The sequence below is a fragment of the Nocardioides currus genome (assembly GCF_003057875.1).
In the GTDB taxonomy this organism is placed as follows: domain Bacteria; phylum Actinomycetota; class Actinomycetes; order Propionibacteriales; family Nocardioidaceae; genus Nocardioides; species Nocardioides currus.
Window position 1 is genome coordinate 522160 of sequence record NZ_PYXZ01000001.1, and the last position, 25858, is coordinate 548017.

Sequence of the window (25858 nt, forward strand, 5' to 3'; positions counted from 1 at the left end):
CGATCCTAGGCCCACTCTTGACGGATAACTAGACACAATGGTCTATTTAAGCCGCCGGTCGCTCCCGTGACCGGCGTCACCTTCTGAGAGGAACGTCCCTGTGTGCTACCACGAGCCCGGCGACCGCAAGTACGCCGCTCACCTCCGCCGCGGCGCCCCCACGATGCAGGCGGCCTACGCCGCCTTCGGTGAGGCCGTCTTCAAGAGCGAGGACGCCGCGATCCCGACGAAGTACCGCGAGCTGATCGCCGTGGCCGTCGGGGCGACGACGCAGTGCCCGTTCTGCATCGACAGCCACACCCGCGCGGCCGTCGACGCCGGCGCCACCGCCGAGGAGGTGTCGGAGGCCGTCATGGTCGCCGCGGCGATCCGCGCGGGCGGCGGCGTCACCCACGGCTTCCTGGCCATGAAGGTCTTCCAGGACGCCACGTCGGCCCAGAAGAACGACAGCGTCCCGGCCTGACCGGCCTCCATCCGCCAACGATCGACGAAGGGTGCACCCCACCGCATGACCACCACACTGGAAGCGACGCCCCAGCAGGCTGCTCTCCCCGGACGCGACGACGACGTCGTCGTCGTCAACCCGACCACCGGCGAGACCGTCGCCACCCTCGCACCGACCTCCGCCGCCGACCTCGACGAGGCCGTCGCGCGAGCGAAGGTCGCCCAGAGGACCTGGCGCTCGATGTCCGGCGACGCGCGCAGCCAGGTGCTGTGGCGCTGGTCGGAGCTGATCGAGGCCCACGGCGAGGAGCTCGCCACCCTCGACTCCCGCTGCACCGGCAAGGTGCTGCGCGACGGCCTGTCGGAGAACAAGAACGCCGCCCGCTACGCACGCTGGTGGGCCGGTCGCACCGACAAGCTCTTCGGTGAGCAGCTCGAGGACGCCGCCGGCCGCTTCAGCTACACCATCCGCGAGCCGCTCGGGATCTTCGCCGTGGTGCTGCCGTGGAACGCGCCGGCGCTCGGCAGCGTCTCACGGACGCTGCCTCCCCTGGGCTGCGGCAACGCCGTGATCGTCAAGCCGTCCGAGTTCTCGCCGCTGTCCGCGCTGCGGATGGCCGAGCTCGCGCTCGAGGCCGGCATGCCCGAAGGGCTCTACCAGGTGGTCACCGGCCACGGCGCCGTCGGCGCGGAGCTGGTCGAGCACGAGGGCGTCGACGGGATCTCCTTCACCGGCTCGGTGACCACCGGCCGGCGCGTCAACCTCGCCGCCGCGGCCGGCTTCAAGAAGGCCACCCTCGAGCTGGGCGGCAAGAGCCCGGTGGTCGTCTTCCCGGACGCCGACCTCGACGACGCCGCCCTCGGCATCCTGATCGGCATCCTGATGAACGCCGGCCAGATCTGCGCCGCCAACAGCCGGCTGCTGGTGCACGAGTCGATCGCCGAGGAGTTCACGGCCAAGCTGATCGAGCGGGCCGCGAGGGTCAAGGTCGGGGACCCGATGGACCCCGAGACCCAGGTCGGACCGGTGGTCTGCCAGCGCCAGTACGACAAGGTCATGGACTTCATCGCCTCGGCCGAGGCCGAGGGTGCGACCGTCAGCGCCGGCGGTGGCCGCCCGGTGCACCTCGCCGAGGGAAAGGGCCTGTTCATCGCGCCGACCATCATCACCGGCGTCAGCGCCGACATGTCGGTCAACCGTGAGGAGGTCTTCGGGCCGGTGCTCGCGGTCGGCACGTTCAGCACGGAGGAGGAGGCCGTCGCCCAGGCCAACGACAGCGAGTTCGGTCTCGCCTCCTACATCTGGACCTCCGACGGCGCGCGGATCCACCGGATGGCCGAGCAGATCGAGGCCGGCGTCGTGCACGCCAACACCTACCTGGTGATGGACGTGCAGCTCCCGTTCGGCGGCTTCAAGCAGAGTGGGGTCAGCAACGCGTTCGGCAACGAGGCGATCGAGGCCTGCACGCAGGTGAAGCGGATCACCATCCGCACCGGCGACGGTCCGCTGCCCAGCCCCTGGCCGGGCGTGTGAACCCCATCGACGAGCAGGAGGACACGAGATGAGCACCACCACGAGGGCCTGGTTCCAGCGTGAGCAGGACGGCCCGCTCGAGCTGGCCGAGGTCACCTTGGCCGACCCGGGTCCGCACGCCGTGCGCGTGCGGATCCAGGCCACCGGCGTCTGCCAGAGCCAGGCCTACTGGATGGGCCAGCCGCGCCCGATGCCGCTGCTGTTCGGCCACGAGGGCTACGGCGTCGTCGAGGCTGTCGGCGACGAGGTCAGCCGGACCGCCGTCGGCGACACGGTGATGGTCACCTGGCTCCCCAGCCCCGAGAGCGCGACCCGCGCGCCGGGTCGCACCGAGGCCACGCTGGCCGACGGCAGCACGGCGTTCTGGACCAACGTGAGCACCTGGCAGGAGCAGACGGTCGTCGACGAGCAGTACGTCGTCACGTTGGACGAGGGCCTGCGCGACCCGGCCATCGCGCTGGTCGGCTGTGCGGTGCCCACCGGCGCCGGCGCCCTGATCAACGCCGCCCGCTTCACCGAAGGTGACACCGTCGCCGTCATCGGCCTCGGCGGGGTCGGCCTGTCGGCCGTCGCCGCGGCGTCGATCCTGGGTGCCGGGTCCGTCATCGCGATCGACCTCACCGACGAGAAGCTCGCCTTCAGCAAGCAGTTCGGGGCGACCCACACGGTCAACTCCGGCCAGGAGGACCCGGTCGCGGCGGTCAAGGCGCTGGCGTCGGGCCGCAGCGGCAACCCCGGTGTCGACGCGGTGATCGACTGCGTCGGCCTCCCGAGCACCATCGCCCAGTCAGTGGCGATGGCCGCGGACGGCAAGGTGTCGCTGCACCGAGGTGGCACCGTCGCCGTCGTCGGGGTGCCCAAGTCCGGGATCGAGCTCGACCCGATCGAGCTGCTGACGAAGGAGAAGGCGCTCGTCGGCACCCTCGGCGGCGGTGCCGGTCACGACCAGCTCCGGCTGTTCTGCGACTGGACCCGGGACGGTCGCCTCGACCTGCCCGCGATGATCACCGACACCTACTCCTTCGAGCAGGTGCCGGAGGCGATGGAGGCGCTCAAGGCCGGGAAGATCCTCGGCCGCTCGATCGTCACGATCGACTGACGCACCGCCACACGGACGAAAGGCCGGGTCCCCCACGCGGGGACCCGGCCTTTCGTCGTACGGCGCTCGCTGAATGCCTCAGGCGGGGACGCCCCAGGTCGACACGAAGGTCTTCACCGCGCCGGTCTCCACGTCGAAGCTGCGGCGGGGCAGCGTGCCGATGTCGGCGCCGTACACGTGGATGCCCACGCACGGCACGTCGGACGCCGCGGCGACCGCGTGCACGTCGGCATCGCTGGTGCAGCAGACCTCGACGTCGCCGGGCTCGAGGTGGTCCTCGCCGAGGAACGTCAGCCCGGACTCGCCCGGGACGTAGCGCTGCTCGAGCTCGCGGCCGGACACGATGCCGATCACGCCCCAGGTGCCGTGGTCGTGGACCGGGGTCTTCTGGCCGACGTTCCAGACGGCCGACGCGATCGAGAACGCGCCGTCGGGGGCGACGTAGAGGGGATACATGACGTAGTGGTCGTCGCGGGGGGCGCGCAGCGGCGCCGGGATCTCGACGCCCTCGGCGAGCCAGGTCTCGAGGTGGCCGGCGACGGCCTGGGTGACGGCCTGCTCGTCGTCGCCGACGGCAGCGACCTCGGCCGCCACGGCCTCGACGAAGCGGTCCAGTCCGGGGTTCTCGGTGGTCATGATGCTTCCTCTCGGGATGTGTGGGTGGTGCGGGACTGCGCGCGGAACCTCAGGAGGTCCTCGCGCAGGGTGGGTCGGGTGGCCAGGGAGCGGGCGAGGTCGGCCAGCGCGGCCGGGTCGACCGGCGCCGGGTGGGCCGCCGACTTCAGCGCGGCCAGCACGGCCGGGTCGCGGCGGCTGGCGGCGACGGAGATCGAGGCGACGGCGTCGGTGACCGAGTCGGGGGCGCACAGCACGTCGAGCAGCCCGCACGCGCGGGCGCGCTCGGCGTCGACGCGCTCGCCGGTCGAGGCGAGACGCACGGCGGTGGACTCGCCGACCAGCGCGGCGAGGCGGCGGGTGCCGAGCACGACGCCGAACGCCGAGCCGGGGAACGCGAAGGACGCCCGGTCGGTGCCGACGCGGACGTCGCAGGCGGCGGCCAGGTCGGCCCCGGCGCCGACGGCGGCGCCGGTCACGACGGCGACGGTGAGCATGGGCGAGGCCCGCACCCGCTCGAGCAGCAGCCCGATCCGCAGGAACCGCCACGCCAGGTCGGCGGTGCTCTCCTGCTCCGGGTCGAGGTCGAAGCCGGCGCAGAACTGCGGTTGGTCCGAGCGCAGCTCCAGCACCCGGCAGCCGGCGGCCTCGGCCTCGGCCAGCCGGTCGAGCAGTCCGTCGACCATCGCGCCCGTGAGCGCGTTGGCCCGCCCGGGCCGGGACAGGGTCAGTCTCGCGACCCCGCCCCCGACCGCCAGCGCGGTGGTCAGCTCGTCCACTCGGCGAGGACCTCGTCGTTGTGCTCGCCCAGCAGGGGCGGGCGGCGGGTCGGCACCGACTCGGCGCCGCTGATCCGCGCCGGGAAGGCGAGGTCGGAGACCTCGCCGATCACCGGCGCGGTGGTGCGGATGAGCAGGCCGGTGTCGACCACGTGCGGGTCGGCCAGCACCTCCTCGAAGGTGTTGATCGGCCCGCACGGCACGCCGTACGAGCTGAGCAGGGTGACCCACTCGTCGGCGTCACGCGTCATGAAGCTCTCCTCGAGGAGCTCCGCGAGCGCGACCTGGTGGGCGACCCGGCCCTCCTGCGTGGTGAAGCGAGGGTCGTCGAGCAGCTCGGGTCGCTCGACCGCGGTCGCCACCGACTGCCACAGCCGGTCGTTGCCGGCGGCCACGGTGAAGTAGCGGTCGCGGCCGCGGAACGCCTGGTACGGCGCGTTGCGCGGGTGGGCGCTGCCGAGCGCGCTCGGCGTGCGACCGGTGCCCCAGAACTCGCTCACCTGGAGGGCCGAGGTGGCCAGCAGGCAGTCGAGCATCGGCACGTCGACGTGGCGCGAGGTGCCGCTCTCGCGCACCTGGTGGACCAGCGCCGCGACGGTCATCGCCGCGTAGAGACCGGTGATGAAGTCGGCGACGGGCACGCCCGCCTTGACCGGCGGCCCCCCGTCGGAGCCGGTGACGCTCATCAGGCCGCTCATCCCCTGGATCACCACGTCGTAGGCGCCGCGGTCGCGGTAGGGACTGCGCAGCCCGAAGCCGGAGATCGAGCAGAACACGACGCCGCGGTGGTCCTCGGAGATCGCCTCGTAGCCGAGCCCGAGCTTGTCGAGCACCCCGGGCCGGTAGTTCTGGACGACGACGTCGGCCTCCAGCATCAGCCGGCGGATCGCGGCGTTCTGCTCGGGGTCCTTGAGGTCGGCGACGACCGAGCGCTTGTTGCGGTTGAGCGAGGTGAAGTTGTAGCTGAACTTGTTGTCGTCCTCGTCCCGCTCGATGGGCGGCCACGCGCGCATCTGGTCGCCGTTGGGCGGCTCGACCTTCACCACGTCGGCGCCCAGGTCGGCCAGCAGCATGCCCGCGAACGGACCCGCCGCCACGTGGCCGAACTCGACGATCCGCACCCCGTGGAGCGGCAGGTCGGAGCGATCCCCCTGAGCCATGCTCTCGTCCTCTCTCGTGCTGGTCATCGGCCGGTGAACCTCGGCTCGCGCTTCTCGCGGAAGGCCGCAATGCCTTCCTGCATGTCCTCGCTCTGCGACACCTCGCGCAGCAGCCGCATCGTGCGGACCTGCTCCTCGACGGCAGCCCGGCCGACATGGTCGTCGATTAGGCGCTTGGCGGTGCGGATCACGAGCGGCGCCGAGGCGGCCAGCCGGTGCGCCCAGCTCATCGCCAGCTCGACGTGCTCGCCGGGCGGGACGACCGCGTTGATCATCCCGACGTCGTAGGCGCGGGCGGCCGTGATCGGCTCGCCGAGCATCAGGAACTCGGCCGCGACCTTGCTGGGCACGCGCGAGACCACGCCCGAGGCGAGGCCGCCGAACGCACCGACCTTGCCCTCGGGATAGCTGAACCGCGCGGTCTCGGAGGCGACGATCAGGTCGGAGTACTGCGCGAGCACCCACCCGCCACCGATGCAGTGACCGGTGATCGCGGCGACCACGGGCTTGTCGAGGTCGACCGACAGGTTGGGCACGCAGCGCCACATGTCGAGCGAGACGTCGCCGAGGTCGATGCCTGCGCAGAACGCACGGTCGCCCTCCGAGGTGAGCACGGCGCAGCGCTGGTCACTGGACGCGTAGCGGGCCCAGGCCTCCTCGAGCCCCGTGATCATCGCGGGACTGAGCGCGTTGAGCTTCTCGGGCCGGCGCAGGGTCACCACGGCGACGTCGCCGTCGACCTCGTAGGTCACGGTCCCGCTCATCGCAGTGCCACCTCTCGGAGCTCGTCGAGCGCACCGAGCACCTCGTCGGTGTGCTGCCCCAGCAGGGGCGCGGGTCGCGCCGGCACGAGGGCCGCGCCGTCGATGCGGATCGGGAGGCCGGGGTAGGCGTGGCGGCCCGCGGCCGGGTGGTCGAGCTCGGTGAAGAACCCCGCCGCCCAGAGCTGCTCGTCGCGGGACAGCTCGGCCGGGCCGGTCACGAAGCCGGCCGGCACGCCGGCGAGCTGCAACCTGGCCACCAGGGCCTCGGCGTCCGGCTCCTCTGCGAGGGCCGCGGCCACCGCGGCCTCCAGCCGATCGAGGTCACCTCGACGTCCCTCGCTCGTCGCCCAGGCGGGGTCGTCGAGGAGGTCCCTTCGGACGAGACCGGCCACCAGGGCGGCGTACTGCTCGTCGGTGTGGACACCGATCGCGACGTGCCGGCCGTCACCGGCCGGGTGGATGCCGTGCGGGGCTCCGGTCGCGTCGCCGTTGAGGCGCTCCGTCGACTCCTGGCCACGTGACTCAAGGACGAACTGCTCGCCGAACAGCGGCATCATCGCCTCGCTCTGCGGGATCTCGACGTGGACGCCGCGACCGGTCACCCGGCGGCGCTCGAGCCCGGCCACCACGGCACTGGCGGCGAACAGGCCGCCGACGGGGTCGCCGATGGCGAAGCCCGTCAGCACCGGTCCGGTCTCGTCGCCGGAGAGCCAGGTGTTGCCGCTGGCCGCGTCGAACTGCGCACCGAAGCCGGCGGCCCGCGCCTGCGGGGAGGTCGAGGGGAAGGCGGTCATCTCGACCACGACCACCGTCGGGTTGACCTCGACGAGCTGGTCGAAGCCGAAGCCCATCCGCGACAGCACGCCGGCGCGGTAGTTGGAGACGACGACGTCGCAGGTGGCGACCAGCTCGAGCGCCGTCGCGCGGTCGTCCTCGTCCTTGAGGTCGAGCTGGACACTGAGCTTGCCGACGTTCTGGGTGTTGAACCAGGCGTTGCGGTCGAGACGGTGCTCACCGCCGTACTCCTGGTCGGGATAGCGGAGCCGCAGGTCGTTGCCGGTGCCGCGGAGCAGGTCGGGGCGGTTGCGGTTCTCGATCTTGATCACCTCGGCACCGAGCGCGGCGAGCACGCGGGTGCCCATCGGGCCGGACCAGACGTGGGTGAGGTCGAAGACGCGAACTCCCTCGAGGGGCAGGGTCATGCGCTGAGTCCTTCCGAGACGACCAGGTGGGGGATGGACGGGGCCAGGCCGCCGCCGCGGGCCTCGCGGAACGCGCCCCGGGACCGCAGGTCGGGGTCGTCGAGCACGTCGCGGGGCGAGCGGACGACGGAGGCGGCGACGTCGTGGAGGGCGGCCTCCGCCAGCGCCTCGGCGACGGTGAGGCGGGCGCCCCACTCGTCGAAGAGGTCGCCGAGCTCGCGCACGTGGCGGAACCGCTCCCCGAGCTCGACGAAGCGTGCGTCGCCGAGCAGGTCGGCCCGGTCGACGAGACCGACGATCGCCGGCCAGGCGAGCCCGGCGTAGACCACGACCCACCCGTCGCGGCAGGCCACGACGAAGCGCGGTCCGGACTGCTCGAGGATCGAGTCCGAGCCGTTGTAGGCGAACTGCGTGGTGGGGTAGGGCAGCAGGCTGGCGACGGTCTCGAACACCGACACCGCGACCTCCTTGCCGCTCTCCCGCCCGCCGCCGGAGAGCTCGGCGACCAGGGCGGTGAAGAGGTAGAGCCCGGCGAGGTACTGGTAGCGGTAGCCGAACCCGTAGACCGGCGCGCCGGTCCGCGACCGGGTGTAGCCGGCGGCACCACCGAGCGCGGCGGTGACGAGCTCGTCGCCGACCCAGCCGGCCCGTGGCCCGTGCAGGTCGAAGTCGGACGTCACGCCGACCAGGCCGGCCGGCGGCAGCCCGGCGAGGGCCGTCGGCACGGTGCCGGTGTCGCGCAGCAGCACGTCGACCCGGGCGGGCTGGTCCGCGGACCCGACCTTGCCGGTGTCGAGGAAGTCGCGGGCCGCCTCGGTGACCTGCCCCGACGTGTCGGGGCTGGGGCGGTCGAGGACCGTGGCGCCGTTCTGGACGAAGAGCCAGCCCGCGTAGCGGGTCGCCGGGGTCGTGCCCGCGTCGACGACGACGAGGTGCTCGAGCCAGCGCGTGGCGCTCATCGGGGGACGACGCTGCGTGGCAGGACCCGGCGCAGCAGCACGACCAGCGCCTGCAGCACCACGCCGATCGCCGCGAGGACCACCAGGGCCGCGAAGATCGCCGGGGTGTCGCCGAAGGCCTGGCGCTCGACGAGCACGTAGCCCAGTCCCTCCCGCGCCCCGACCAGCTCGGCCGCGACGGCGCCCAGCAGCGCGACGATCAGCGCGACGTCGAGCGACGGGAAGAGGTAGGACATCGCGTTGGGCATCCGCAGGTAGCGCATCTCGTGCCAGCGGCTGGCCCCGATCGAGCGCATGAAGTTGTGCTCGTCCTTGTCGATCTCGGTGAAGCCGGCGATCGCCGCGGTCATCACCGGGAAGTAGGCCAGCGAGGCGGCGACCGCGATCTTCGGCGACATGCCGTAGCCGAGCGCGACCACCAGCAGCGGAGCGACGGCGATCTTCGGGAACGACTGCAGCGCGATGATGTAGGGGTAGAACGCGATGCGGCTGATGGCGCTGTAGGCGAAGAGGGCGCCGAGCAGCAGGCCGGCGACCACGCCGATCCCGAAGCCGATCACCATCTCGGTGAGCGTGACGCGGATGTCGCCCCACCACAGCCCCTGGATGATGCCGGCGTCGAGGGCCGACCAGACGTCGGCGGGCGCGGGAAGCAGCAGCGGCGAGACCATGTCGCGGCGGGTCACCAGCTCCCAGGCGCCGACGAGGACGACGCCGACCAGGAGCGGCAGGCCGATGCGCAGGCCCAACGACGGGCCCTTCCTCTGCTTGCGCGTGGCCCGGCCGCCCGGCTGCGGGAGGGCGGTGCCCGCGCTGATGTCGCGGTCGAGCATGGTGGCGGTCATCGGTTGGTCCCCTCGTGGTGGTGCCCGATCAGCCCGCGGATGCGGCTGACGAGCTCGTAGAAGTGTTCGTCCGAGCGCAGCTCGGGGCCGCGTGGGCGGGCGAGCGGCACGTCGACGATCTCCTTGAGCGTCCCGGGACGACTGGTCATGACCCCGACGCGGTCGGAGAGGTAGACGGCCTCGGCGATGTTGTGGGTGATGAAGACGACGGTCTTGGGGCTGTCGGTCCACAGGCGCATCAGCTCGTCGTTGAGCCCCTCGCGGGTGAACTCGTCGAGGGCGCTGAAGGGCTCGTCCATGAGGAGCACGTCGGGGTCGCCGACCAGGGCGCGCACGATGGAGGCGCGCTGCTGCATGCCGCCGGACAGCTCGCTGGGGTAGCGCTTGCGGAAGTCGGCCAGGCCCGCCAGCTCGAAGAGGTGGTCGGCACGAGCCCGGGTCTCGTCGTCGAGCCGCTTGGCGATCTTGCTGGGCAGGAGCACGTTCTCCTCGATGGTCAGCCACGTGAGCAGCGTGGCCTTCTGGAAGACGATGCCGGTCGCGCGGTCGGGGCCGGAGACGGTGCGATCACCGATGCGGGTCTGCCCGGTCGAGGCGTCGAGCAGGCCCGCCACGACGTTGAGCAGCGTCGACTTGCCGCAGCCGCTGGGGCCCACCAGCGAGAAGAACTCGCCGGCACGCAGCGTCAGGTCGACCGAGGTGAGGGCGGTGACGGGGGCGCCGCCGCCCTTGACGTCGTACGTCTTGGAGACGCCGTCCAGGACGATGGCGCGCCCGGTCGGGGGCGTCGTGGCGGGCGGGGCGTCGTGGGTCGTCATGACGGAGCTCATCGGGCTTCCTTCTCGGTGGTGGGCTGCATGAACGGCGAGCCGGCGACCGCGTCGCGCAACGCGCCGAGGAGCACGTCGAGCTTGGCCGCGATGCGGGTGTCGGGGCCGGAGAAGCCGAGTGCGACGCTCTCCCCCGTCGGTCCGCTGACGACCTCGACGGCGATGCCGCCGACGCCCGATCGCCACTCGCTGTTGTTGACGGCGTAGCCGCGCTCGCGGCACTCGGCCAGCTCCGCGCGCAACGCGTCGGGATCGGTGATCGTGTGCTCGGTGTGCGCCTCGAGGCCGGCGGCGATGACGCGCTCGATCTCGGTGGGCGACTGGGTGGCCAGCAGCATCTTGCCGGTCGCGACGCAGTAGGCCGGGGCGGTGCCGCCGAGCTCCGTGTAGCTGCGGATGGGCTGCCAGCCGTCGGCCTTGTCGATGTAGGTCACGTGGCCCGGCTCGTACGCGGCGAGGTGGACGGTCTCGCCGTGCTCGGCAGCCAGCGTACGGACCACCGGGGCGAGCGTGTCGCGCACGTCGGTGAGCCGGAACGACTGGCTGGCGATCGTCCACACCTTGGTGGTGAGGGAGTAGTTGTCGCTGGAGTCGCGCTCGACCCAGCCCTGGGCGGCCAGGGTGCGCAGCAGCCGGTAGACGGTCTGCCGGGGCAGGCGCAGCTCCTCGCTGAGGTGGCGCACGCTGGTGCGGCCGGCGGCCAGGCTCTCCAGCACGACCAACCCGTTGGACAGGGTGGACAGCACCGGTCCGTCCGGACCCGAGCTCGAGGAAGTCGTCATCGCTCCATCACAATCTGTTGATGCTTCATCATTAGTTGTCGAGAGTCTGCGTGATCGCCGTCACCCGGTCAAGGGTGTGCCGAGGACCGCGCCGGCGAGATGGCCCGGCGGACCCGAGGGGCCGCCGGGCCAGCCGCTCAGGAGACCGAGCCCTTCGCGGCCTCGGCCTCGACGGCGGCGTGGTCGTAGTCGTCGGCGTCCTCGGACACGCTGAGGTCGAAGGTCTTGGCGATGTCGATCTCGCCCTCGACGATGCCGGCGTCCTGGTGGAACTCGACCGCCTTCTTCACGGCCTCGTCGGACAGCACGCCGTAGGAACCCTCCGGACCCATGTTGGCCAGCTTGGACCAGTAGGCCTTGACCAGGGCGGTGGTGTCGCTCATGGCCTGCTCGTCGGAGACGTCGCGGGGCTTGACGTCCGGGTTCTCCTCCCACAGGTAGTCGATGATCGCGTCCGGGTCCTGCTGGGCCAGGATCGCCGTCTTCGACATGCCCTGCATGAACGTCACCAGCTCGTCACGGTGGTCCTCCAGCACCTTCGCGTTGGCGATCCACGCGCCCGAGCCGTCGAGCTCGTCCAGCGGCGAGGGCAGCAGTCGCATGCCGCCCTCCGTCAACCCGTCCACGACCTCGAACGGGCCGTCGTACGTCGCGAACGCGTCGACCTTGCCGGAGTTGAGGGCCTCGGCGGCCTGGGCGCCGGTACCGATCGGCAGCCAGGTGACGTCGTCGTCGGGGTCGATGCCCTCGAGGTTGAGTGCAGCGCGGTTGTAGAGGTACATCCCGGTGTTCAGCGCCTGCACGCCGATGGTCTTGCCCTTGAGGTCGGTGAGCGACTGCACGTCGCTGTCGTTGGGGACGGCCAGGTGCCAGATGTTGCCGCCGGTGATGGCGATGATCTTGACCTCCGGGCTCTGCGCGGCGACGGACAGCGCGGAGCTGAGCCCGACCACGCTGACGTCGGCCTTGCCCGAGGCGACCAGCTGGGCCGACTGGGTGCCGCCCTGGGTGAACTCGACGTCGACGTCGATGCCGTCGTCCTTCCAGATGTGGTCCTTGGCCCAGGAGGAGTACGGCGCGTTGAAGGCCGAGATCGTCTGGGCGCCGTCGGCCAGGACGAGCGAGGTGCCCCCGGAGGAGGCGTCGGAGTCGCCACCGCACGCCGTGGCGGTCAGGGCGACAGCCGCGGTGAGCGCGACGAGGAGCCGGGTCCGACGACCGGACCGGTTCGAGATGGTGAGTCGCATCGGCAGGGAGCCTTTCGCTGAAACATCACACTGTGATGAGGCCTAGTTAAATGGTGGTGAGACCGTATGATGGCCGTCACATAACGTCAAGGCCTGCTCACCATACGATCTGGCCGCCGACCCAGAGACCCAGCCCCCACGGGCGAGATCGGAGCAGCTCACATGCACTACCACCAGGCACTGGCCCACGCCCTGCGCGGAGCGGGGACCGAGGTCGTCTTCGGCGTCCTCGGCGACGCCAACCTCTTCGCGATGGACTCCTTCGTCCGCGAGACCGGTGGACGCTACGTCTCCTTCGCGCACGAGGGCGGAGCGGTGCTCGCCGCCGGTGGCTTCACCTCGGCCTCCGCCGGCCGACTCGGAGTCGCGACCGTGACCCACGGGCCCGCCCTGACCAACTGCGTCACGGCCTTGGTCGACGCCGCGCGCAGCCGCACCCCGCTCCTGCTGCTCGCGGGCGACACCGCCACCGGCGACCGCGACAACCTCCAGAACATCGACCAGGCCGCGGTGGTCTCCCCGACCGGCGCCCTCTTCGAGCGGGCACGCACGGCCCAGAGCGTGGTCGAGGACGTGCAGCGGGCCGTGCGGCTGGCGTGGAGCGAGCGACGGCCCGTCGTGCTCGACGTCCCGGTCGAGCTCCAGTGGCAGGAGGTCGACCTGCCCTCGTCGGCCTTCGACCTGCGGACCGTGACCGCGCGGCCGCTCGCCGTGCCCGAGACCGCGAGCCTCGAGGACGCGCTCGGCATCCTGGCGTCGGCCCGGCGACCGATCGTCCTCGGCGGGCGCGGGGCCGCCGACGCCCGTGCCGAGCTCACCGAGCTGGCCGCCCAGCTCGGCGCACCGGTCGCCACCACCCTGCGCGGCAAGGGCCTGTTCGCGGGACATCCCGTCGACCTCGGGATCTTCGGGACGCTCTCCCACGACCTCGCCAGCGAGACGATCGCCCGCGCGGACGTCGTGGTCGCCTTCGGTGCCGGCCTCAACGCGTGGACCACCTCGAAGGGCGAGCTGGTCGCCGGCAAGCGTGTCGTCCACGTCGACCACGACCCGAGCACGCTGGTCACCGGCATCGGCGCCACCGTGTCGCTGCTCGGCGACGCGGCGATGACGGCGCGTGCCCTCCTCGACGGGCTCCGCGAGGCCGAGGTGGAGCCGACGTCGTTCGCGGACGCAACCCTCGAGGCCGCGCTCGAGGAGCGGCAGGCCGCGCTGGTCGTCACGCCCGACTCGCTGCCGACGACGGCGGACGGTCTCGACGTCGAGCTGTTGTGGCGCCAGATCGACCAGGCGCTGCCGGCCGATCGCACGCTGGTCGTCGACGACGGCCGCTTCATCATCACCGCCTACCGCGAGCTCGGGGTCGCCCAGCCCGCGGCGTACGTCCACACCTGCAGCTTTGCCTCCATCGGCCTGGCCGTCGCCACCGCGGTCGGCGCACACGCGGCGGCTCCCCAGCGCCCGATCCTCGTGGTCTGTGGCGACGGCGGGTTCATGAGCGCCGGCCTCACCGAGGTGAGCACCCTGGTGCGCGCGGGCGTCCCGGCCCTGCTCGTCGTCCTCAACGACGGGGCGTACGGCGCTGAGCACATGCAGTTCCGTGCCCGCGGGATGGACCCCACGATCTCCACCTTCGACTGGCCCGACCTCGCCCCCGTGGCCGAGGCGCTGGGCGCCCGCGGCTTCACCGTGCGCACCCACGCCGACCTCGCCGCAGCCCTGGCCGAGGTGGTCGTCGACGGCGCGGTGACCGGGCCGGTCCTCCTCGACGTCAAGGTCGATCCCGACCGCGTCCCGACGCCGGGCTACTGAGATGGGCCCCGCGACGACCGGGATCCTCGACGACCTGGCCGCCGGTCTCACAGGCGGGCGGCTGGTGGTCGCCGAGGCCTCGCTCGAGGCCTACCGCCACGACTTCGTCCCGGATCCGGACGCCGGCCGGCCGCTCGCAGCCGCACTCGTCACCTCCGTCGAGGAGGTCCGGCACTGCCTGCGCTGGGCCACCCGGCACCGGGTACCGATGGTGCCCCGCGGTGCCGGGACGGGTCTGTCCGGCGGCGCGACCGCGGTCGACGGGTGCCTCGTCCTCGTCCTGGACGCGATGACCGCCATCTCGATCGACCCCACCGCCCGGGTGGCCACCGTCGAGCCGGGGGCGCTCAACATCGCGGTCAAGGAGGCCGCGGCCGCGCACGGCCTGCACTACCCGCCCGACCCCGGGTCGTTCCGGATCTCGACGATCGGGGGCAACATCGCGACCAACGCCGGCGGGCTGTGCTGCGTGAAGTACGGCGTGACCGCGGCGTACGTCCTCGGCCTCGACATCGTGCTCGCCGACGGACGCCTGCTGGAGCTGGGCGGCTCGACGATCAAGGACGTCGCCGGCCTGCCGCTGCTGCCCCTGTTCGTCGGGAGCGAGGGCACCCTCGGGGTGGTCGTCGGCGCGCGTCTGCGGCTGGTCCCCCAGCCACCCCCCGCGGCGACGGTCGTCGCCGTCTTCTCGACGACGCGAGCCGCGGGCGAGGCCGTGGTGGCCATCGGGCGCACCTGCACGCCGTCACTGCTGGAGCTGCTCGACAACCGCACGATCAACAACGTCGAGGACTACCGGCCCTCCGGCCTCGACCGGACGGCGGGAGCGCTGCTGATCGCCCAGAGCGACGCCCGGGGCGCCGCGGCCGCCGCGGAGGCAGAGACGATCGCGGAGCTGTGCCGCGCCGCCGGGGCCGACGAGGTGCACGTCAGCGACGACCCCGAGGAGGGCGAGGCCCTGGTCGAGGTGCGGCGGATGACCGGGCCGGCCGTCGAGGTGCGGGGCGCCCTGCTGCCCGAGGACGTGGGCGTGCCGGTCGACCGGCTGCCCGACCTGCTGACCGCGATCGAGGCCGTCGCTGCCGAGCTGGACGTCGAGATCCCGGTGGTGGCGCACGCCGGCGACGGCAACGTGCACCCGACGATCGTCTACGACCCGGCCGACGTCGCGATGGTCGCCCGGGCGCGGGTGGCCTTCGAGCGCATCCTCGCGCTCGCGCTGGAGCTCGACGGCACCATCACCGGCGAGCACGGCGTCGGCCGGGCCAAGAGGTCGGCGCTGGCCGCGCAGGTCGGCGACGACGTGCTGGAGGTCAGCCGTGGGATCAAGGCCGTGCTCGACCCCCTCGGGCTGCTCAATCCCGGCGTGCTGCTCTGACCTCACGGCCGGTCGAGCGCTGCGCGATGGACAGGAGCGCGGCGGCCGGCCGGTCGAGCGGGCGGTCACGCCGCCAGATCGCGGTGAGGGGTCGCTCGAGGTCGAGGTCGTGACGGACCTCCACCAGCTCGCCGACCTCGAGCGAGGAGCGCACGGCGTGCGGCGTGACGACCGCGGGTCCGACGCCGGCGAGCACGGCCCCGACCATCGCCGTGGTCGACGTTGCGACCATGGCGATGCGTGGCTCGGCGGCGATCGCGCGCTCGAAGGTGGACCGGGTGCCGCTGCCCTCCTCGCGCACGACGAACTCGGTCGCCAGCAGCTGCTCGCGCGACACCGGCACCGACCGCCGCGCCCAGGGATGCGACGCCGGGACCACCAGGACCAGCCGGTCGGTGCCGACCACCCGCCGCGCGAGGTCCGGCGACACGACCATCGACTCGACGAAGCCGATCGCGCAGTCCCCCGAGTGCACGAGGTCGTCGACGCGGTCGGAGTTCTGCACCTGCAGGCGCAGGTGGACGTCGGGCAGCATCGCCCGCAGCTCGCCGATCCACCGGGGCAGCACGAACTCCGCCACCGTCAGGCTGGCCGCGACGCCGAGGTCGCTGCCCTCGCGGCTGCGCTCGGCGCTCAGCGCAGCCAGGCCGCCGCGGACGGTGTCGATGGAGTGCAACACCTCGCGTGCCCAGGCCGCCACGGTGACCCCGTCGGGCGTCAACCGGGTGCCCCGGGGCGAGCGATCGGCCACGCGCAGCTGCCACCGGGTCTCGAACGCGCGCAGGCAGGCGCTCGCCGCCGGCTGCGTGATGCCGAGGTGGCGCCCGGCCGCGCCGAGGCTGCCGCCCTCCTCGAGGTGGACCAGCAGCCGCAGCGCCTGGACATCGAGCTCCTTGCTCATCACCACAGTTTATGGGCTGGGTAGACACTGCTGTCTACCCAGCACGCCCGTCCGGTCCGAGCCTTGGGACGTGACCACACCGACGATCCCCGCCCCCGCCCGCACCACCACCCCGGCGAGGTCGTGGGCGCCGTACGCCCGTCGTGCGCTGCTCGCCGCTGCCGTCGCCGGCGTCGCCCTCGCGGTCAGCCGGGTGGTCCCGCTGCTCGGTCCCCTGCTGGTGGCCATGGCCATCGGGGTCGTCGCCGCCAACACTCCCGGCATCAGCCGCCACGTGGTGGGCGCCTCGCCGCGCGCCGACAAGCTGCTGCTCCGCTCCGGCGTGGTGCTCCTCGGGCTCAAGGTCGCCATCAGCGACGTGCTCGCCCTCGGGGTCTCCGGCATCACCGTGGTGCTGGTGACGGTTGCCGCGACGTACGGCGCCACCCAGCTCGCCGGACGGATGCTGGGCGTCGAGCGCGAGCTCACCACGCTGGTCGCTGCCGGCTTTTCGATCTGCGGCGCCGCCGCCGTGGCTGCCGTCGAGTCGTCGATCCGCGCGCGGGCACAGGACGTCGCCCTGGCGGTCGCGATGGTGACGGTCTTCGGCACCGCGATGATCGCAGTGGTGCCCGGCGTCGGGCACCTGGTCGGGCTGACCTCGGAGCAGAACGCCCTCTGGGCCGGGGCGAGCATCCACGAGGTCGCACAGGTGATCGCCGCCGCGTCCCTGATCGGTGCGGGCGGCTCGGTGGTGCTGGCGACCGCCACCACGGTCAAGCTGGCCCGGGTCGCGCTCCTCGCGCCGGTCCAGCTGCTCTCGGCGCGGGTCTGCCGCCAGGACGCCGAGCGGCGCGGACCGCTGGTCCCGCTGTTCCTCGTCGGCTTCCTCGTCGCCGTCGCGGTCCGCTCGACCGGGCTGCTCCCCACCTCGGTGCTCGACCTCGCGGGCGCGTTGACCACGCTGCTGCTCAGCGCAGCGATGTTCGGCCTCGGCACGGGCATCGTGGCGCGCCAGCTGTGGCCGGTGCCCGGCCGGGCGATCGCCCTCGCCAGCATCTCCACCCTGGTCGCGGCCACCACGTCGCTGGTGCTGGTCCTGCTGATCGGCTGAGCCGGGCGTACGGACAGCAGAACCCTCGGCCCAGCAGGGCCGAGGGTTCGTCTGTGGCAGATGAAGGATTCGAACCTTCGAAGGCGTAAGCCGACGGATTTACAGTCCGCTCCCATTGGCCGCTCGGGCAATCTGCCGTGCTGACTCCCGGGCAAGGGCGAGCTTGGTCCGGGAGCAACGAGAGACGAGGATAGCGTCAGACCGACCCAGTGAGAAAACCGGAGGTGCCCCCATGGCCGACTCAAGCTTCGACATCGTGAGCAAGCTCGACCGCCAGGAGGTGGACAACGCGCTGAGCCAGGCGGCTCGCGAGATCGCCACCCGTTTCGACTTCAAGGGCACCGGCGCCTCGATCGAGTGGAAGGGCGAGCAGGCGATCGAGATCGTGGCCTCGGCCGACGACCGCGCGAGCGCCGTGCTGAGCGTGTTCCAGGACAAGCTGATCAAGCGCGACCAGAGCCTGAAGATCCTCGACGCCTCCGACCCGCGCCAGTCGGGCCAGGTGTCCAAGATCGACATCGTGCTCAAGGAGGGCATCACCTCCGAGGACGCCAAGAAGATCTCCAAGCTGATCCGCGACGAGGGCCCCAAGGGCGTCAAGGCGCAGATCCAGGGCGACGAGCTCCGGGTGTCGTCGAAGAAGCGCGACGACCTCCAGGCCGTGCAGCAGCTGGTGAAGTCGCAGGACTACGACTTCGCGGTGCAGTTCACCAACTACCGCTGACGGCGCGGGGTCGACCGGGCCCGCCGTCGCCGGCGCGGCTGGCGTCCTGGCTCATGCGTCGGCTCGGGGACGCTGGGCCAGCCGGCGCGCGAGGTACGGCGCGGTGGCGCTGCCCTCGACCGACGCAACGTCGCGCGGGGTGCCGGTGGCGACCACCCGTCCACCCGCATCACCACCGCCCGGGCCGAGGTCGATGACCCAGTCGGCGGTGGCGATCGTGTCGAGGTCGTGCTCGACGAGGACGACGGTGTTGCCGGCTTCCACGAGCAGGTGCAGCTGTCGCAGCAGCAGGGCGATGTCGGCCGGGTGGAGGCCCGCCGTCGGCTCGTCGAGCAGGTAGAGCGCGTGGCCGCGGCGAGCTCGCTGCAGCTCGGTGGCCAGCTTGATGCGCTGCGCCTCCCCGCCGCTGAGCTCCGTGGCGGGTTGGCCCAGCCGCAGGTAGCCCAGCCCCACCTCGCGCAGCGTCTCGAGGCTCCGGGAGGCCGCAGGCACGTCCGCGAGGAACGTCGCCGCGTCGTCGACCGTCATCGCCAGCACGTCGGCGACGGTCCTGCCCTCGTGGGTCACCTCGAGCGTCTCGGCGTTGTAGCGGGAGCCGTGACAGGTCGGGCACGCCGCGTAGGTGCCCGGCAGGAACAACAGCTCGACCGCCACGAACCCCTCGCCCTGACAGGTCTCGCACCGCCCGTCGGCGACGTTGAACGAGAAGCGACCGGCGCCATAGCCTCGAGCCTTCGCCTCGTCGGTCGCGGCGAACAGCCTGCGCACGGCGTCGAACATCCCCGTGTAGGTCGCCAGGTTGGACCGCGGGGTGCGCCCGATGGGGCGCTGGTCGACCAGGACGAGACGGTCGAACGCCTCGAGACCCGACACGTCCTCCACGTCGACCTCGAGGTCGGCCTGGTCGGGGTCGTCGGGCGCCCGGCCCAGATGGCACCGCACGAGCTCGGCAAGCACCTGCGTGACCAGCGTCGACTTCCCCGACCCGGAGACCCCGGTCACCGCCGTCAGCACGCCCAGGGGGACGTCGACCGAGACGTCGACGAGGTTGTGGCGGGACACACCGCGCAGGTGCAGGTGGCCGTGCGCGGCGCGCGGGGTGTGGTCGAGGGGCTCGGCGCGCCCGAAGAGGTACGTCCCGGTGGCGGACTCCTCGACGTCCTCCAGGCCGGCCACCGGTCCGCTGTAGAGCACCCGGCCACCCCCCTCCCCCGCGCCCGGGCCGATGTCGACGACCCAGTCCGCGCGGCGGACGACGTCCATGTCGTGCTCGACCACGAACAGCGAGTTGCCCGACGCCTTGAGCCGGGCCAGCACGTCGAGCAGCGGCTCGGCATCGGCCGGGTGAAGGCCCGCCGAGGGCTCGTCCAGCACGTAGACGACCCCGAACAGGCCGGACCGCAGCTGGGTCGCGATCCGCAGCCGCTGAGCCTCACCCGGCGACAGCGTCGTCGAGGAGCGGCCGAGCTTGAGGTAGCCCAGGCCGAGGACCAGGAGCACGTCGATGCGCGCGACCAGGTCCCCGCAGATCCGCACCGCCACCTCGTTCGCCTCCGCGGGCAGTTCGGCGACGGGACGCAACACGGCCACGACGTCAGCGAACGACATCGCGTTGACCTCCGCGATCGAGAGGCCGGCCACGGTGACCGCGAGGGCCTCCGGCCGCAGCCCGCTCCCGTGGCACTCGGGACAGGGCACGCTCCGCACGAACCGCAGCGCCCGCTCTCGCATCCGCTCGCTCGTCGAGTCGGCGAGCACGTGCATCACGTGCTTGCGAGCGCTCCAGAACTTCCCGTAGTAACCGTGGTCGATGCGATCTCGCTGGGGCTTGATCAGCACCGACGGCTGCTCGTCGGTGAAGAGCAGCCAGTCCCGGTCCTTCTTCCGCAGCCTGCTCCACGGCCTCTCGATGTCGATGTCGAGACCGCTCACGATGCTGCGCAGGTTGGCCCCCTGCCAGGCGCCCGGCCATGCCGCGATCGCGCCCTCGCGGATGCTCAACGACGGGTCCGGGACCAGGAGGTCCTCGGCCACGTCGTGCACGACACCGAGACCGTGGCAGCGCAGGCACGCACCAGCGGCGGTGTTCGGCGAGAAGGCCTCGGCGGCCAGGTGCGCGGCGCCCGGCGGGTAGGTCCCCGCTCGCGAGTAGAGCATCCGGAGCAGGTTCGACAGCGTCGTGATCGTGCCGACCGTCGACCGGGAGCTGGGCGCACCACGCCGCTGCTGGAGGGCCACGGCCGGCGGGAGTCCGGTGATCTCCTGCACGTGCGGCGCGCCGACCTGCTGCAGCAGCCGACGGGCGTACGGCGCGACCGACTCGAAGTAACGGCGCTGCGCCTCGGCGTACAACGTGCCGAACGCGAGTGACGACTTCCCGGATCCGGAGACCCCGGTGAAGGCGACCATCGCGTCGCGCGGGATGTCGACGTCGACGTCTCGCAGGTTGTGCTCGCTGGCGCCCCGCACGTGCACGAAGGTGTCACTCGGGTCGTAGGTCACGACCCATCTTGACCCTCGGCTTGCGTGGCGGAGAATCGCGGGACGCAGCCCCGTCCCGGTCCCTGCACGCCAGAGGGTGTCGTCGAGGAGCGCGACCGGCGCTGGGGTCGTGGTGCCCCGTGGTCAGCCCTCGTCCTCGTCCCGGGCGACCCGGACCACCAGGCACCCGGGCTGCACCACGAAGCGCAGCCGCGACGCGTCCGTCAGCACGTCGCCGTCGACCTCGCACAGCTGCTGCGGCTCGACCCGGACGGTGAGGTCGCGTCCCCGGTCGCGATCGAGCGACGGTCCCTCGCCCCGCCCGGTCAGCACGCGGGCGGCCATCCCGAGCCAGTCCTTCAGCCCGCCGGGGCTGATGACGGCCACGTCGAGGAGGCCGTCGTCGACCACGGCGTCGGGCAGCAGCTCCATCCCGCCGGTGAGCTCGCCGCAGTTGCCGACGACGACCCCGCGGGCCTCGCTCGTCGAGCTGGTGCCGTCGACGGACAGCTCCAGCTCGAAGGGGTCGTCGGTCAGGTGCTGGCCGCCGCTCGCGACGTACGCCGCCCAGCCGGCCTTGTCCTTCACGCCCTCGGGCGCGTCGTCCATGATCTGTGCGTCGAAGCCGAGCCCGGCCATGACCGTGAAGCAGTGCACGTTGTCAGCGCCGGTGTCCAGGTCGCCCAGGGCGCCCTCGAGCTGGTCCTCGGTGGGGTCGACGACCATCCACCCGACGTCGATGCTGCGGTCCCGCCCCGAGAACGCCGCCGCGGCCGCGTCGGACAGCGAGTCGATCGGCAGGCCGAGGTTGCGGGCGAGCAGGTTGCCGGTGCCGCCGGGCAGGAGGCCGAGCGGGACGCCGGTCCCGACGAGCTCCTGCGCCACCGCGCGCACGGTCCCGTCGCCGCCGAGCACGCACACCAGCGCGGCGCCGTTGCGCACCGCCTCGCGTGCCTGACCGAAGCCGGGATCGTCCTCGGTGGTCTCGACGAGCGTCGGCTCCTCGAGGCCCGCCGCGGAGGCCGCCGCCCGAAGGTCGTCGCGCACGTCCTCGAGATCGAACTTCACCGGATTGACGACGACCACGACACCCTCGCGCTCAGCGTTCATTCGCGTACTGTTGCACGGCGCCCACCGGGTTGGCTGGAGGAGTGGCTGCGTGCGTCTGCACGCCAGGGAGGACAGCATGAACAGCATCAGTGGTCAGGCCGGGGACATGAACGACTCCGCCAAGCAAGCAGCCTCCAGGGCAGGTGACAATCCGGTCGTCGAGTGGGGCGCCCGTCTCGGCTACGGCGCCAACGGCGTCCTGCACTTCCTCCTGGCCTGGCTGACCGCGCAGGTCGCCCTCGGTGGCAGTGGCGACGACAAGCAGGCCAGCCAGTCCGGGGCGCTCGCGACGTTGGCGCAGGAGAGCATCGGCCAGCTGCTGCTGTGGGTCCTGTTCGCCGGCTTCGTGCTGCTCGCCATCTGGCAGGTGACCGAGCTGTTCACCCAGAGCGAGGTCTTCGACAAGGCCAAGGCCGGCGGCAAGGCCGTGCTCTACGCAGCGCTGGCGTGGACCTCCTTCACCTTCGCCTCCGGCGGCCGCTCCTCGAGCAACAAGCAGAGCAAGGACTTCACCCAGACCCTGATGGACGCGCCGGCCGGGCAGGTGCTCGTCGGCGCGGTCGGCGTCGGGATCCTGGGGATCGCGGGCTACCACGTCTACAAGGGCTGGAAGGAGAAGTTCCTGGAGGACCTCCAGGAGCACCCCGGCCGGTGGGCGGTCATCGCCGGACGGGTGGGCTACATCGCCAAGGGAGTGGCGCTCGCGGCGGTGGGCGTCCTGTTCATCACGGCCGCGATCAAGCACCAGTCGGGCAAGGCGACCGGGCTCGACGGGGCGCTGCACTCCCTGCTCGACCTGCCCGCCGGTCCGGTCATCCTGGTCCTGATCGCGCTCGGCCTCGCGGCGTACGGCGCCTACTCCTTCGCCCGGGCCCGCTACGCCCGGGTCTGATCCGCTGCCTGATCCCCGGCCTGCTCGCGGCGCAGCCAGCACCACGCGAGCAGCGCGGCGATGCTGCCGTTGACGATGGCCACGAGCACGTCGCTCAGGTGGTGCATGCCGCGGTAGAGCCGCGCGGTCGCGACGAGCAACGGGATCGCCACGCACACGGCGACCACGAGGCGGCGCAGCGCGGGGCTCTTGATCTCGAGGGCCATCAGCGCCAGCGTGAAGTAGAGCCCGGTGGCCGCACCGGTGTGCCCGCTCGGGAAGCTGGAGGTCGGCGGCGAGTCGTCGAGCTTCTCGACGTCGGGTCGCTCGCGGTCGATCAGCAGCGTGGTGAAGAAGAAGACCAGCGCCTGGAGGCTGATGGCGATGAGCGGCACCACAGCGAACCACCACTGCCGGGTCCGCCACCAGACCACCGCGACCACGACGAGGCACAGGCCGACGATGCTCACCGTCGCCCCGGTCCACGAGAAAACGAGCGTGACGGCGTCCCAGAACGACGTCCGCGACGACTCCAGGCTCCGGTTGACGCCCTCCTCCTCGATGCCCACGTCCTTGAGCGGACCGTCGGTGAGCAACCAGCCGATCCCCAGCACGACCAGCCACCACACGGCCATCGGGGCGGCGGCTCGCAGTGCGAGGTCGCGGCCGGCCTCCTTGGCGGAGGGGCGGGACGTGTCGTCCTGCCACCGGGTGCGAAGTGCCATCAGCTCGACCTTTCCGACGAGGACGGGGCCGGCGGTCGCCAGCCCGTGAAACCGGCGTACGACGCCGCCGCGAGACCGCATCCCAGCACGACACCGGCGACCACGTCGGACAGGAAGTGTGCACCGGCGAAGAGCCTGTCGGCGCAGGTCGCGACCACCCACAGGGCGCCGAGGCCGACGAGCAGCCGCCACACGGTCCGATGCACGAACGGTCGCACCATCAGGAGCACGACGGTGACCACGATCGCGTTGTTGGTGGCGTGCCCTGAGGGGAACGAGAACCCGAGGTGCTGGGAGAAGGGGTCGTCGATCACGGGGCGGGTGCGCCGCACGAGCAGCTTGAGCAGCGCTGCGATGGCCCACCCCCCGGCCATCGTGGCGATCCCCCACCAGGCACGGGTGCGCCGGTGCTGCCCGAACCAGACGTAGAGGCTGACGGGCAGGCCGAGGAAGAGGTACATCACGAACGGCTGGCTGATCACCTCCCAGGTCTCGACGAGGCGCCGGAAGCCGTCGTGGTCGCGTGTGTAGCCGGTCGCCGCGTCGATGACGTCCTGGTCGAACGAGACGAGCGGGTCGAAGTTGGTGCGGACGAGGAACGCGAGCAGCGCGAGGGGTACGGCGACGACCACCGCGTAGACCACCGCACGTGTCATCCGTCGCCAGCGGGACGAGGCGACGGGATCCATGCGCGGCATCATTGCACTGACCGGTCCCCGGCAGGGGCGGCAACGCGCCTGCTTGACACGAGGGCCAAGATGACGCCGTGGACGTGCAGTCGTGGCTCCTGACCAGTGCCGAGCGGGAGAACCCGCACACCCGGATCGACGAGGTGCGCGACGACGGCACCGCGTGGAGCTGTGGCAACACCGTGCGGGCGATCGTCCACGGTCGTCCCTACTTCGCCGAGCTGCACGAGCGGATCAGCGCACTGGGCCGGGGCGATCATCTCTACTTCGCCGACTGGCAGGGCGATCCCGACCAGCAGCTGACCGACGACCCGGCCTCCACCCTCAGCAACACCCTCGTCGCCGCGGCGAAGCGCGGCGTCGACGTGCGCGGGCTCCTGTGGCGCTCCCACTGGCACCGGCTGGGCTTCAGCGCCCACCGGCACCGCTACCTCGGCGAGGAGATCGGCGAGGCCGGCGGGGAGTGCCTGCGCGACATGCGCGTGCGCACCCGCGGGGCGCACCACCAGAAGTTCGTGGTGATCCGCCACCGCGACGACCCGGCCCGGGACGTGGCCTACGTCGGCGGGATCGACCTGTGCCACGGGCGCCGTGACGACCACGACCACCGCGGCGACCAGCAGGCGGTCGAGCTCGCCAAGGCCTACGGCCCCACCCCTGCCTGGCACGACGTCCAGGTCGCGATCCAAGGACCGGCCGTGCACGACGTGGAGACCACCTTCCGCGAGCGCTGGGAGGACAGCACGCCGCTCACCCTCAACCCGGGCCGGATCCTGTCCAGTCTCCTCCACCGCGAGGACCTGTCGCCCGACCCGCTCGGCGTGCAGGCCCCGGCGCCCCAGCCGAGGATCGACGGGCACGACATCGTCCAGGTCGTCCGGACCTTCCCGGTGATCTATCCCAAGACCTTCGACTTCGCGCCCGACGGCGAGCGCTCGGTCATGCTGAGCAACACCAAGGCCATCGCGAACGCCGACCGCCTCGTCTACGTCGAGGACCAGTACCTCTGGTCCGAGGACGTCGGCAAGCACTTCGCGTCGGCGCTGCGGGACAACCCCGAGCTCCGCCTGGTGGTGGTGCTGCCGATGGTGCCCGACCGCGAGGGCGCCATGGCCGAGGTGCCCCAGCTCTACGGACGGTCGCTGGCGATGAGGACCATCCTGGAGGCCGGGGGCGACCGGGTGGCGGTGTTCGGCCTGTGCAACGAGGCCGGGCTGCCGATCTACGTGCACTCCAAGACCTGCGTGATCGACCACCGCTGGGCCAGCGTCGGCTCCGACAACCTCAACCAGCGGTCGTGGACCAGCGACAGCGAGATCGCCTGCGTGGTCGTCGACGAGCGCGGCGACCTCGACGACCCCGCACCGGCCGACTCCTTCCCGCGCGTGCTCCTGCGCACCCTCGTCGCCGAGCACCTCGGGTGTGAGCCCGACGACGTGCCCGAGGACCCGCACGAGCTGTTCGACGCGATGGTCGCGTGCGCCGACGCGCTGGACGAGTGGTACGCCGGGGGTGCGCCCGACAGGCTGACCGGCATCCGTGGCCTGTTGCACGGCCACCGGCCGCACCGTGTCGCCCCGGTCCCCCGGTCCGTCGCCGCCCGGATCCCGGGACACCGCAAGCGCCGCGAGCGGGTGGCGGCCGACGCGGAGGCGAACGTACGTCGCAGCACGGGCAGCGCCGTACGCCCCCCCGGTCGCCTGCGACGCCTCGCCCCACCGGAGCTCTCGGACGCCCAGCTCCGCTGGGCCCCCCGGCTCTACGAGACGCTGTTCGACCCGGACGGCCGTCCGCGGCCCGGCGAGGGGATCTGA

General features: G+C 72.1%; 24 protein-coding genes and 1 tRNA gene. 9 read left to right on the top strand and 16 right to left on the bottom strand.

The features are described 5' to 3' along the window. Nucleotides 1–100 precede the first annotated feature (100 nt). From C7S10_RS02495 to C7S10_RS02505, 3 genes are read left to right on the top strand one after another with little or no spacing between them, the layout of a single operon-like run. Nucleotides 101–463, top strand: a complete 363-nt coding sequence (locus C7S10_RS02495; RefSeq protein WP_243395157.1) for a carboxymuconolactone decarboxylase family protein — start codon at nt 101–103, stop codon at nt 461–463. A 45-nt stretch (nt 464–508) separates the two neighbouring features. After that, nucleotides 509–1978, top strand: coding sequence for an aldehyde dehydrogenase family protein (locus C7S10_RS02500; protein WP_108342807.1), 1470 nt, complete (start codon nt 509–511; stop codon nt 1976–1978). Between the two features lie 28 nt (nt 1979–2006). Further along, the gene (locus tag C7S10_RS02505; protein ID WP_108342808.1) at nt 2007–3077 is read left to right on the top strand and encodes a zinc-binding dehydrogenase; all 1071 of its coding nucleotides are present in this window, start codon (nt 2007–2009) and stop codon (nt 3075–3077) included. A gap of 78 nt (nt 3078–3155) precedes the next feature. On the opposite strand, the gene C7S10_RS02510 is transcribed toward C7S10_RS02505, so the two are convergent. The 10 genes from C7S10_RS02510 to C7S10_RS02555 form a co-directional block, all read right to left on the bottom strand. After that, nucleotides 3156–3713: a cysteine dioxygenase family protein gene (locus C7S10_RS02510; protein ID WP_108342809.1), complete on the bottom strand. Its 558-nt coding sequence runs from the start codon at nt 3711–3713 to the stop codon at nt 3156–3158. After that, the gene (locus C7S10_RS02515) at nt 3710–4471 is read right to left on the bottom strand and encodes an enoyl-CoA hydratase/isomerase family protein (RefSeq protein ID WP_108342810.1); all 762 of its coding nucleotides are present in this window, start codon (nt 4469–4471) and stop codon (nt 3710–3712) included. Before C7S10_RS02515 ends, C7S10_RS02510 begins: the two co-directional genes overlap by 4 nt. Continuing rightward, nucleotides 4459–5631, bottom strand: a complete 1173-nt coding sequence (locus tag C7S10_RS02520) for a CaiB/BaiF CoA transferase family protein (protein WP_108342811.1) — start codon at nt 5629–5631, stop codon at nt 4459–4461. Before C7S10_RS02520 ends, C7S10_RS02515 begins: the two co-directional genes overlap by 13 nt. Before the next feature lie 23 nt (nt 5632–5654). Continuing rightward, on the bottom strand, nt 5655–6395 hold the full coding sequence (locus tag C7S10_RS02525; protein WP_108342812.1) for an enoyl-CoA hydratase/isomerase family protein: 741 nt from the start codon (nt 6393–6395) through the stop codon (nt 5655–5657). Further along, nucleotides 6392–7597 (bottom strand): CaiB/BaiF CoA transferase family protein, encoded by a 1206-nt coding sequence (locus C7S10_RS02530; protein ID WP_108342813.1) that lies wholly within the window; start codon nt 7595–7597, stop codon nt 6392–6394. The genes C7S10_RS02525 and C7S10_RS02530 overlap by 4 nt, the downstream gene beginning before the upstream one ends. Beyond that, the gene (locus tag C7S10_RS02535) at nt 7594–8556 is read right to left on the bottom strand and encodes a CoA transferase (protein ID WP_108342814.1); all 963 of its coding nucleotides are present in this window, start codon (nt 8554–8556) and stop codon (nt 7594–7596) included. The genes C7S10_RS02530 and C7S10_RS02535 overlap by 4 nt, the downstream gene beginning before the upstream one ends. After that, nucleotides 8553–9401, bottom strand: coding sequence for an ABC transporter permease (locus C7S10_RS02540; protein ID WP_108342815.1), 849 nt, complete (start codon nt 9399–9401; stop codon nt 8553–8555). The genes C7S10_RS02535 and C7S10_RS02540 overlap by 4 nt, the downstream gene beginning before the upstream one ends. Beyond that, nucleotides 9398–10219: an ABC transporter ATP-binding protein gene (locus C7S10_RS02545; RefSeq protein WP_165807027.1), complete on the bottom strand. Its 822-nt coding sequence runs from the start codon at nt 10217–10219 to the stop codon at nt 9398–9400. The genes C7S10_RS02540 and C7S10_RS02545 overlap by 4 nt, the downstream gene beginning before the upstream one ends. A gap of 8 nt (nt 10220–10227) precedes the next feature. Next, a complete protein-coding gene (locus C7S10_RS02550; protein ID WP_108342817.1) occupies nt 10228–11013 on the bottom strand; it encodes an IclR family transcriptional regulator in 786 nt (261 codons plus the stop codon). Between the two features lie 137 nt (nt 11014–11150). Next, the gene (locus tag C7S10_RS02555; RefSeq protein ID WP_108342818.1) at nt 11151–12260 is read right to left on the bottom strand and encodes an ABC transporter substrate-binding protein; all 1110 of its coding nucleotides are present in this window, start codon (nt 12258–12260) and stop codon (nt 11151–11153) included. Nucleotides 12261–12422: 162 nt separating this feature from the next. Here C7S10_RS02555 and C7S10_RS02560 point away from each other — a divergent pair, with 162 nt between their 5' ends. Together C7S10_RS02560 and C7S10_RS02565 are read left to right on the top strand one after the other, a co-directional pair. Then, nucleotides 12423–14072 (top strand): thiamine pyrophosphate-binding protein, encoded by a 1650-nt coding sequence (locus tag C7S10_RS02560; RefSeq protein ID WP_108342819.1) that lies wholly within the window; start codon nt 12423–12425, stop codon nt 14070–14072. Between the two features lies 1 nt (nt 14073). After that, complete coding sequence (locus tag C7S10_RS02565) at nt 14074–15450, top strand: FAD-binding oxidoreductase (RefSeq protein ID WP_108342820.1); 1377 nt, start codon at nt 14074–14076, stop codon at nt 15448–15450. Here the strand turns inward: C7S10_RS02565 and C7S10_RS21995 are convergent. Then, nucleotides 15428–16351, bottom strand: a complete 924-nt coding sequence (locus tag C7S10_RS21995; protein WP_133176411.1) for a LysR family transcriptional regulator — start codon at nt 16349–16351, stop codon at nt 15428–15430. The genes C7S10_RS02565 and C7S10_RS21995 overlap by 23 nt on opposite strands. 70 nt (nt 16352–16421) lie before the next feature. On the opposite strand from C7S10_RS21995, the gene C7S10_RS22000 reads away from it, so the two are divergent. Beyond that, nucleotides 16422–17444: a YeiH family protein gene (locus C7S10_RS22000; protein WP_165807028.1), complete on the top strand. Its 1023-nt coding sequence runs from the start codon at nt 16422–16424 to the stop codon at nt 17442–17444. A 54-nt stretch (nt 17445–17498) separates the two neighbouring features. On the opposite strand, the gene C7S10_RS02575 is transcribed toward C7S10_RS22000, so the two are convergent. Further along, nucleotides 17499–17581, bottom strand: a tRNA-Tyr gene (locus tag C7S10_RS02575). A 95-nt stretch (nt 17582–17676) separates the two neighbouring features. Between C7S10_RS02575 and C7S10_RS02580 the strand changes: the two genes are divergently transcribed. After that, the gene (locus C7S10_RS02580; protein ID WP_108342822.1) at nt 17677–18168 is read left to right on the top strand and encodes a YajQ family cyclic di-GMP-binding protein; all 492 of its coding nucleotides are present in this window, start codon (nt 17677–17679) and stop codon (nt 18166–18168) included. Between the two features lie 51 nt (nt 18169–18219). On the opposite strand, the gene uvrA is transcribed toward C7S10_RS02580, so the two are convergent. Both uvrA and C7S10_RS02590 read right to left on the bottom strand, forming a co-directional pair. After that, a complete protein-coding gene (gene uvrA, locus C7S10_RS02585; RefSeq protein WP_108342823.1) occupies nt 18220–20670 on the bottom strand; it encodes an excinuclease ABC subunit UvrA in 2451 nt (816 codons plus the stop codon). A gap of 123 nt (nt 20671–20793) precedes the next feature. After that, on the bottom strand, nt 20794–21759 hold the full coding sequence (locus tag C7S10_RS02590; RefSeq protein WP_207769198.1) for a diacylglycerol/lipid kinase family protein: 966 nt from the start codon (nt 21757–21759) through the stop codon (nt 20794–20796). Nucleotides 21760–21835: 76 nt separating this feature from the next. On the opposite strand from C7S10_RS02590, the gene C7S10_RS02595 reads away from it, so the two are divergent. Then, entirely contained in the window at nt 21836–22651 is an 816-nt protein-coding gene (locus tag C7S10_RS02595; RefSeq protein WP_207769199.1) for a DUF1206 domain-containing protein, read from the top strand. Here the strand turns inward: C7S10_RS02595 and C7S10_RS02600 are convergent. Both C7S10_RS02600 and C7S10_RS02605 read right to left on the bottom strand, forming a co-directional pair. Next, nucleotides 22636–23355, bottom strand: coding sequence for a phosphatase PAP2 family protein (locus tag C7S10_RS02600; RefSeq protein ID WP_108342826.1), 720 nt, complete (start codon nt 23353–23355; stop codon nt 22636–22638). The two genes, C7S10_RS02595 and C7S10_RS02600, sit on opposite strands and share 16 nt — an antisense overlap. Continuing rightward, nucleotides 23355–24044, bottom strand: a complete 690-nt coding sequence (locus tag C7S10_RS02605; RefSeq protein ID WP_165807029.1) for a phosphatase PAP2 family protein — start codon at nt 24042–24044, stop codon at nt 23355–23357. The genes C7S10_RS02600 and C7S10_RS02605 overlap by 1 nt, the downstream gene beginning before the upstream one ends. 77 nt (nt 24045–24121) lie before the next feature. Between C7S10_RS02605 and C7S10_RS02610 the strand changes: the two genes are divergently transcribed. Continuing rightward, nucleotides 24122–25858, top strand: coding sequence for a phospholipase D family protein (locus C7S10_RS02610; RefSeq protein ID WP_108342828.1), 1737 nt, complete (start codon nt 24122–24124; stop codon nt 25856–25858).

What these genes read in the sequence shown, in the direction of transcription:
- C7S10_RS02500 (WP_108342807.1), top strand. Translation starts at nt 509, where the DNA reads ATGACCACCACACTGGAAGCGACGCCCCAGCAGGCTGCTCTCCCCGGA.
- C7S10_RS02505 (WP_108342808.1), top strand. Translation starts at nt 2,007, where the DNA reads ATGAGCACCACCACGAGGGCCTGGTTCCAGCGTGAGCAGGACGGCCCG.
- C7S10_RS02510 (WP_108342809.1), bottom strand. Translation starts at nt 3,713, where the DNA reads ATGACCACCGAGAACCCCGGACTGGACCGCTTCGTCGAGGCCGTGGCG.
- C7S10_RS02520 (WP_108342811.1), bottom strand. Translation starts at nt 5,631, where the DNA reads ATGGCTCAGGGGGATCGCTCCGACCTGCCGCTCCACGGGGTGCGGATC.
- C7S10_RS02525 (WP_108342812.1), bottom strand. Translation starts at nt 6,395, where the DNA reads ATGAGCGGGACCGTGACCTACGAGGTCGACGGCGACGTCGCCGTGGTG.
- C7S10_RS02530 (WP_108342813.1), bottom strand. Translation starts at nt 7,597, where the DNA reads ATGACCCTGCCCCTCGAGGGAGTTCGCGTCTTCGACCTCACCCACGTC.
- C7S10_RS02535 (WP_108342814.1), bottom strand. Translation starts at nt 8,556, where the DNA reads ATGAGCGCCACGCGCTGGCTCGAGCACCTCGTCGTCGTCGACGCGGGC.
- C7S10_RS02540 (WP_108342815.1), bottom strand. Translation starts at nt 9,401, where the DNA reads ATGACCGCCACCATGCTCGACCGCGACATCAGCGCGGGCACCGCCCTC.
- C7S10_RS02545 (WP_165807027.1), bottom strand. Translation starts at nt 10,219, where the DNA reads ATGACGACCCACGACGCCCCGCCCGCCACGACGCCCCCGACCGGGCGC.
- C7S10_RS02550 (WP_108342817.1), bottom strand. Translation starts at nt 11,013, where the DNA reads ATGACGACTTCCTCGAGCTCGGGTCCGGACGGACCGGTGCTGTCCACC.
- C7S10_RS02555 (WP_108342818.1), bottom strand. Translation starts at nt 12,260, where the DNA reads ATGCGACTCACCATCTCGAACCGGTCCGGTCGTCGGACCCGGCTCCTC.
- C7S10_RS02560 (WP_108342819.1), top strand. Translation starts at nt 12,423, where the DNA reads ATGCACTACCACCAGGCACTGGCCCACGCCCTGCGCGGAGCGGGGACC.
- C7S10_RS02565 (WP_108342820.1), top strand. Translation starts at nt 14,074, where the DNA reads ATGGGCCCCGCGACGACCGGGATCCTCGACGACCTGGCCGCCGGTCTC.
- C7S10_RS21995 (WP_133176411.1), bottom strand. Translation starts at nt 16,351, where the DNA reads ATGAGCAAGGAGCTCGATGTCCAGGCGCTGCGGCTGCTGGTCCACCTC.
- C7S10_RS02580 (WP_108342822.1), top strand. Translation starts at nt 17,677, where the DNA reads ATGGCCGACTCAAGCTTCGACATCGTGAGCAAGCTCGACCGCCAGGAG.
- C7S10_RS02590 (WP_207769198.1), bottom strand. Translation starts at nt 21,759, where the DNA reads ATGAACGCTGAGCGCGAGGGTGTCGTGGTCGTCGTCAATCCGGTGAAG.
- C7S10_RS02595 (WP_207769199.1), top strand. Translation starts at nt 21,836, where the DNA reads ATGAACAGCATCAGTGGTCAGGCCGGGGACATGAACGACTCCGCCAAG.
- C7S10_RS02600 (WP_108342826.1), bottom strand. Translation starts at nt 23,355, where the DNA reads ATGGCACTTCGCACCCGGTGGCAGGACGACACGTCCCGCCCCTCCGCC.
- C7S10_RS02605 (WP_165807029.1), bottom strand. Translation starts at nt 24,044, where the DNA reads ATGGATCCCGTCGCCTCGTCCCGCTGGCGACGGATGACACGTGCGGTG.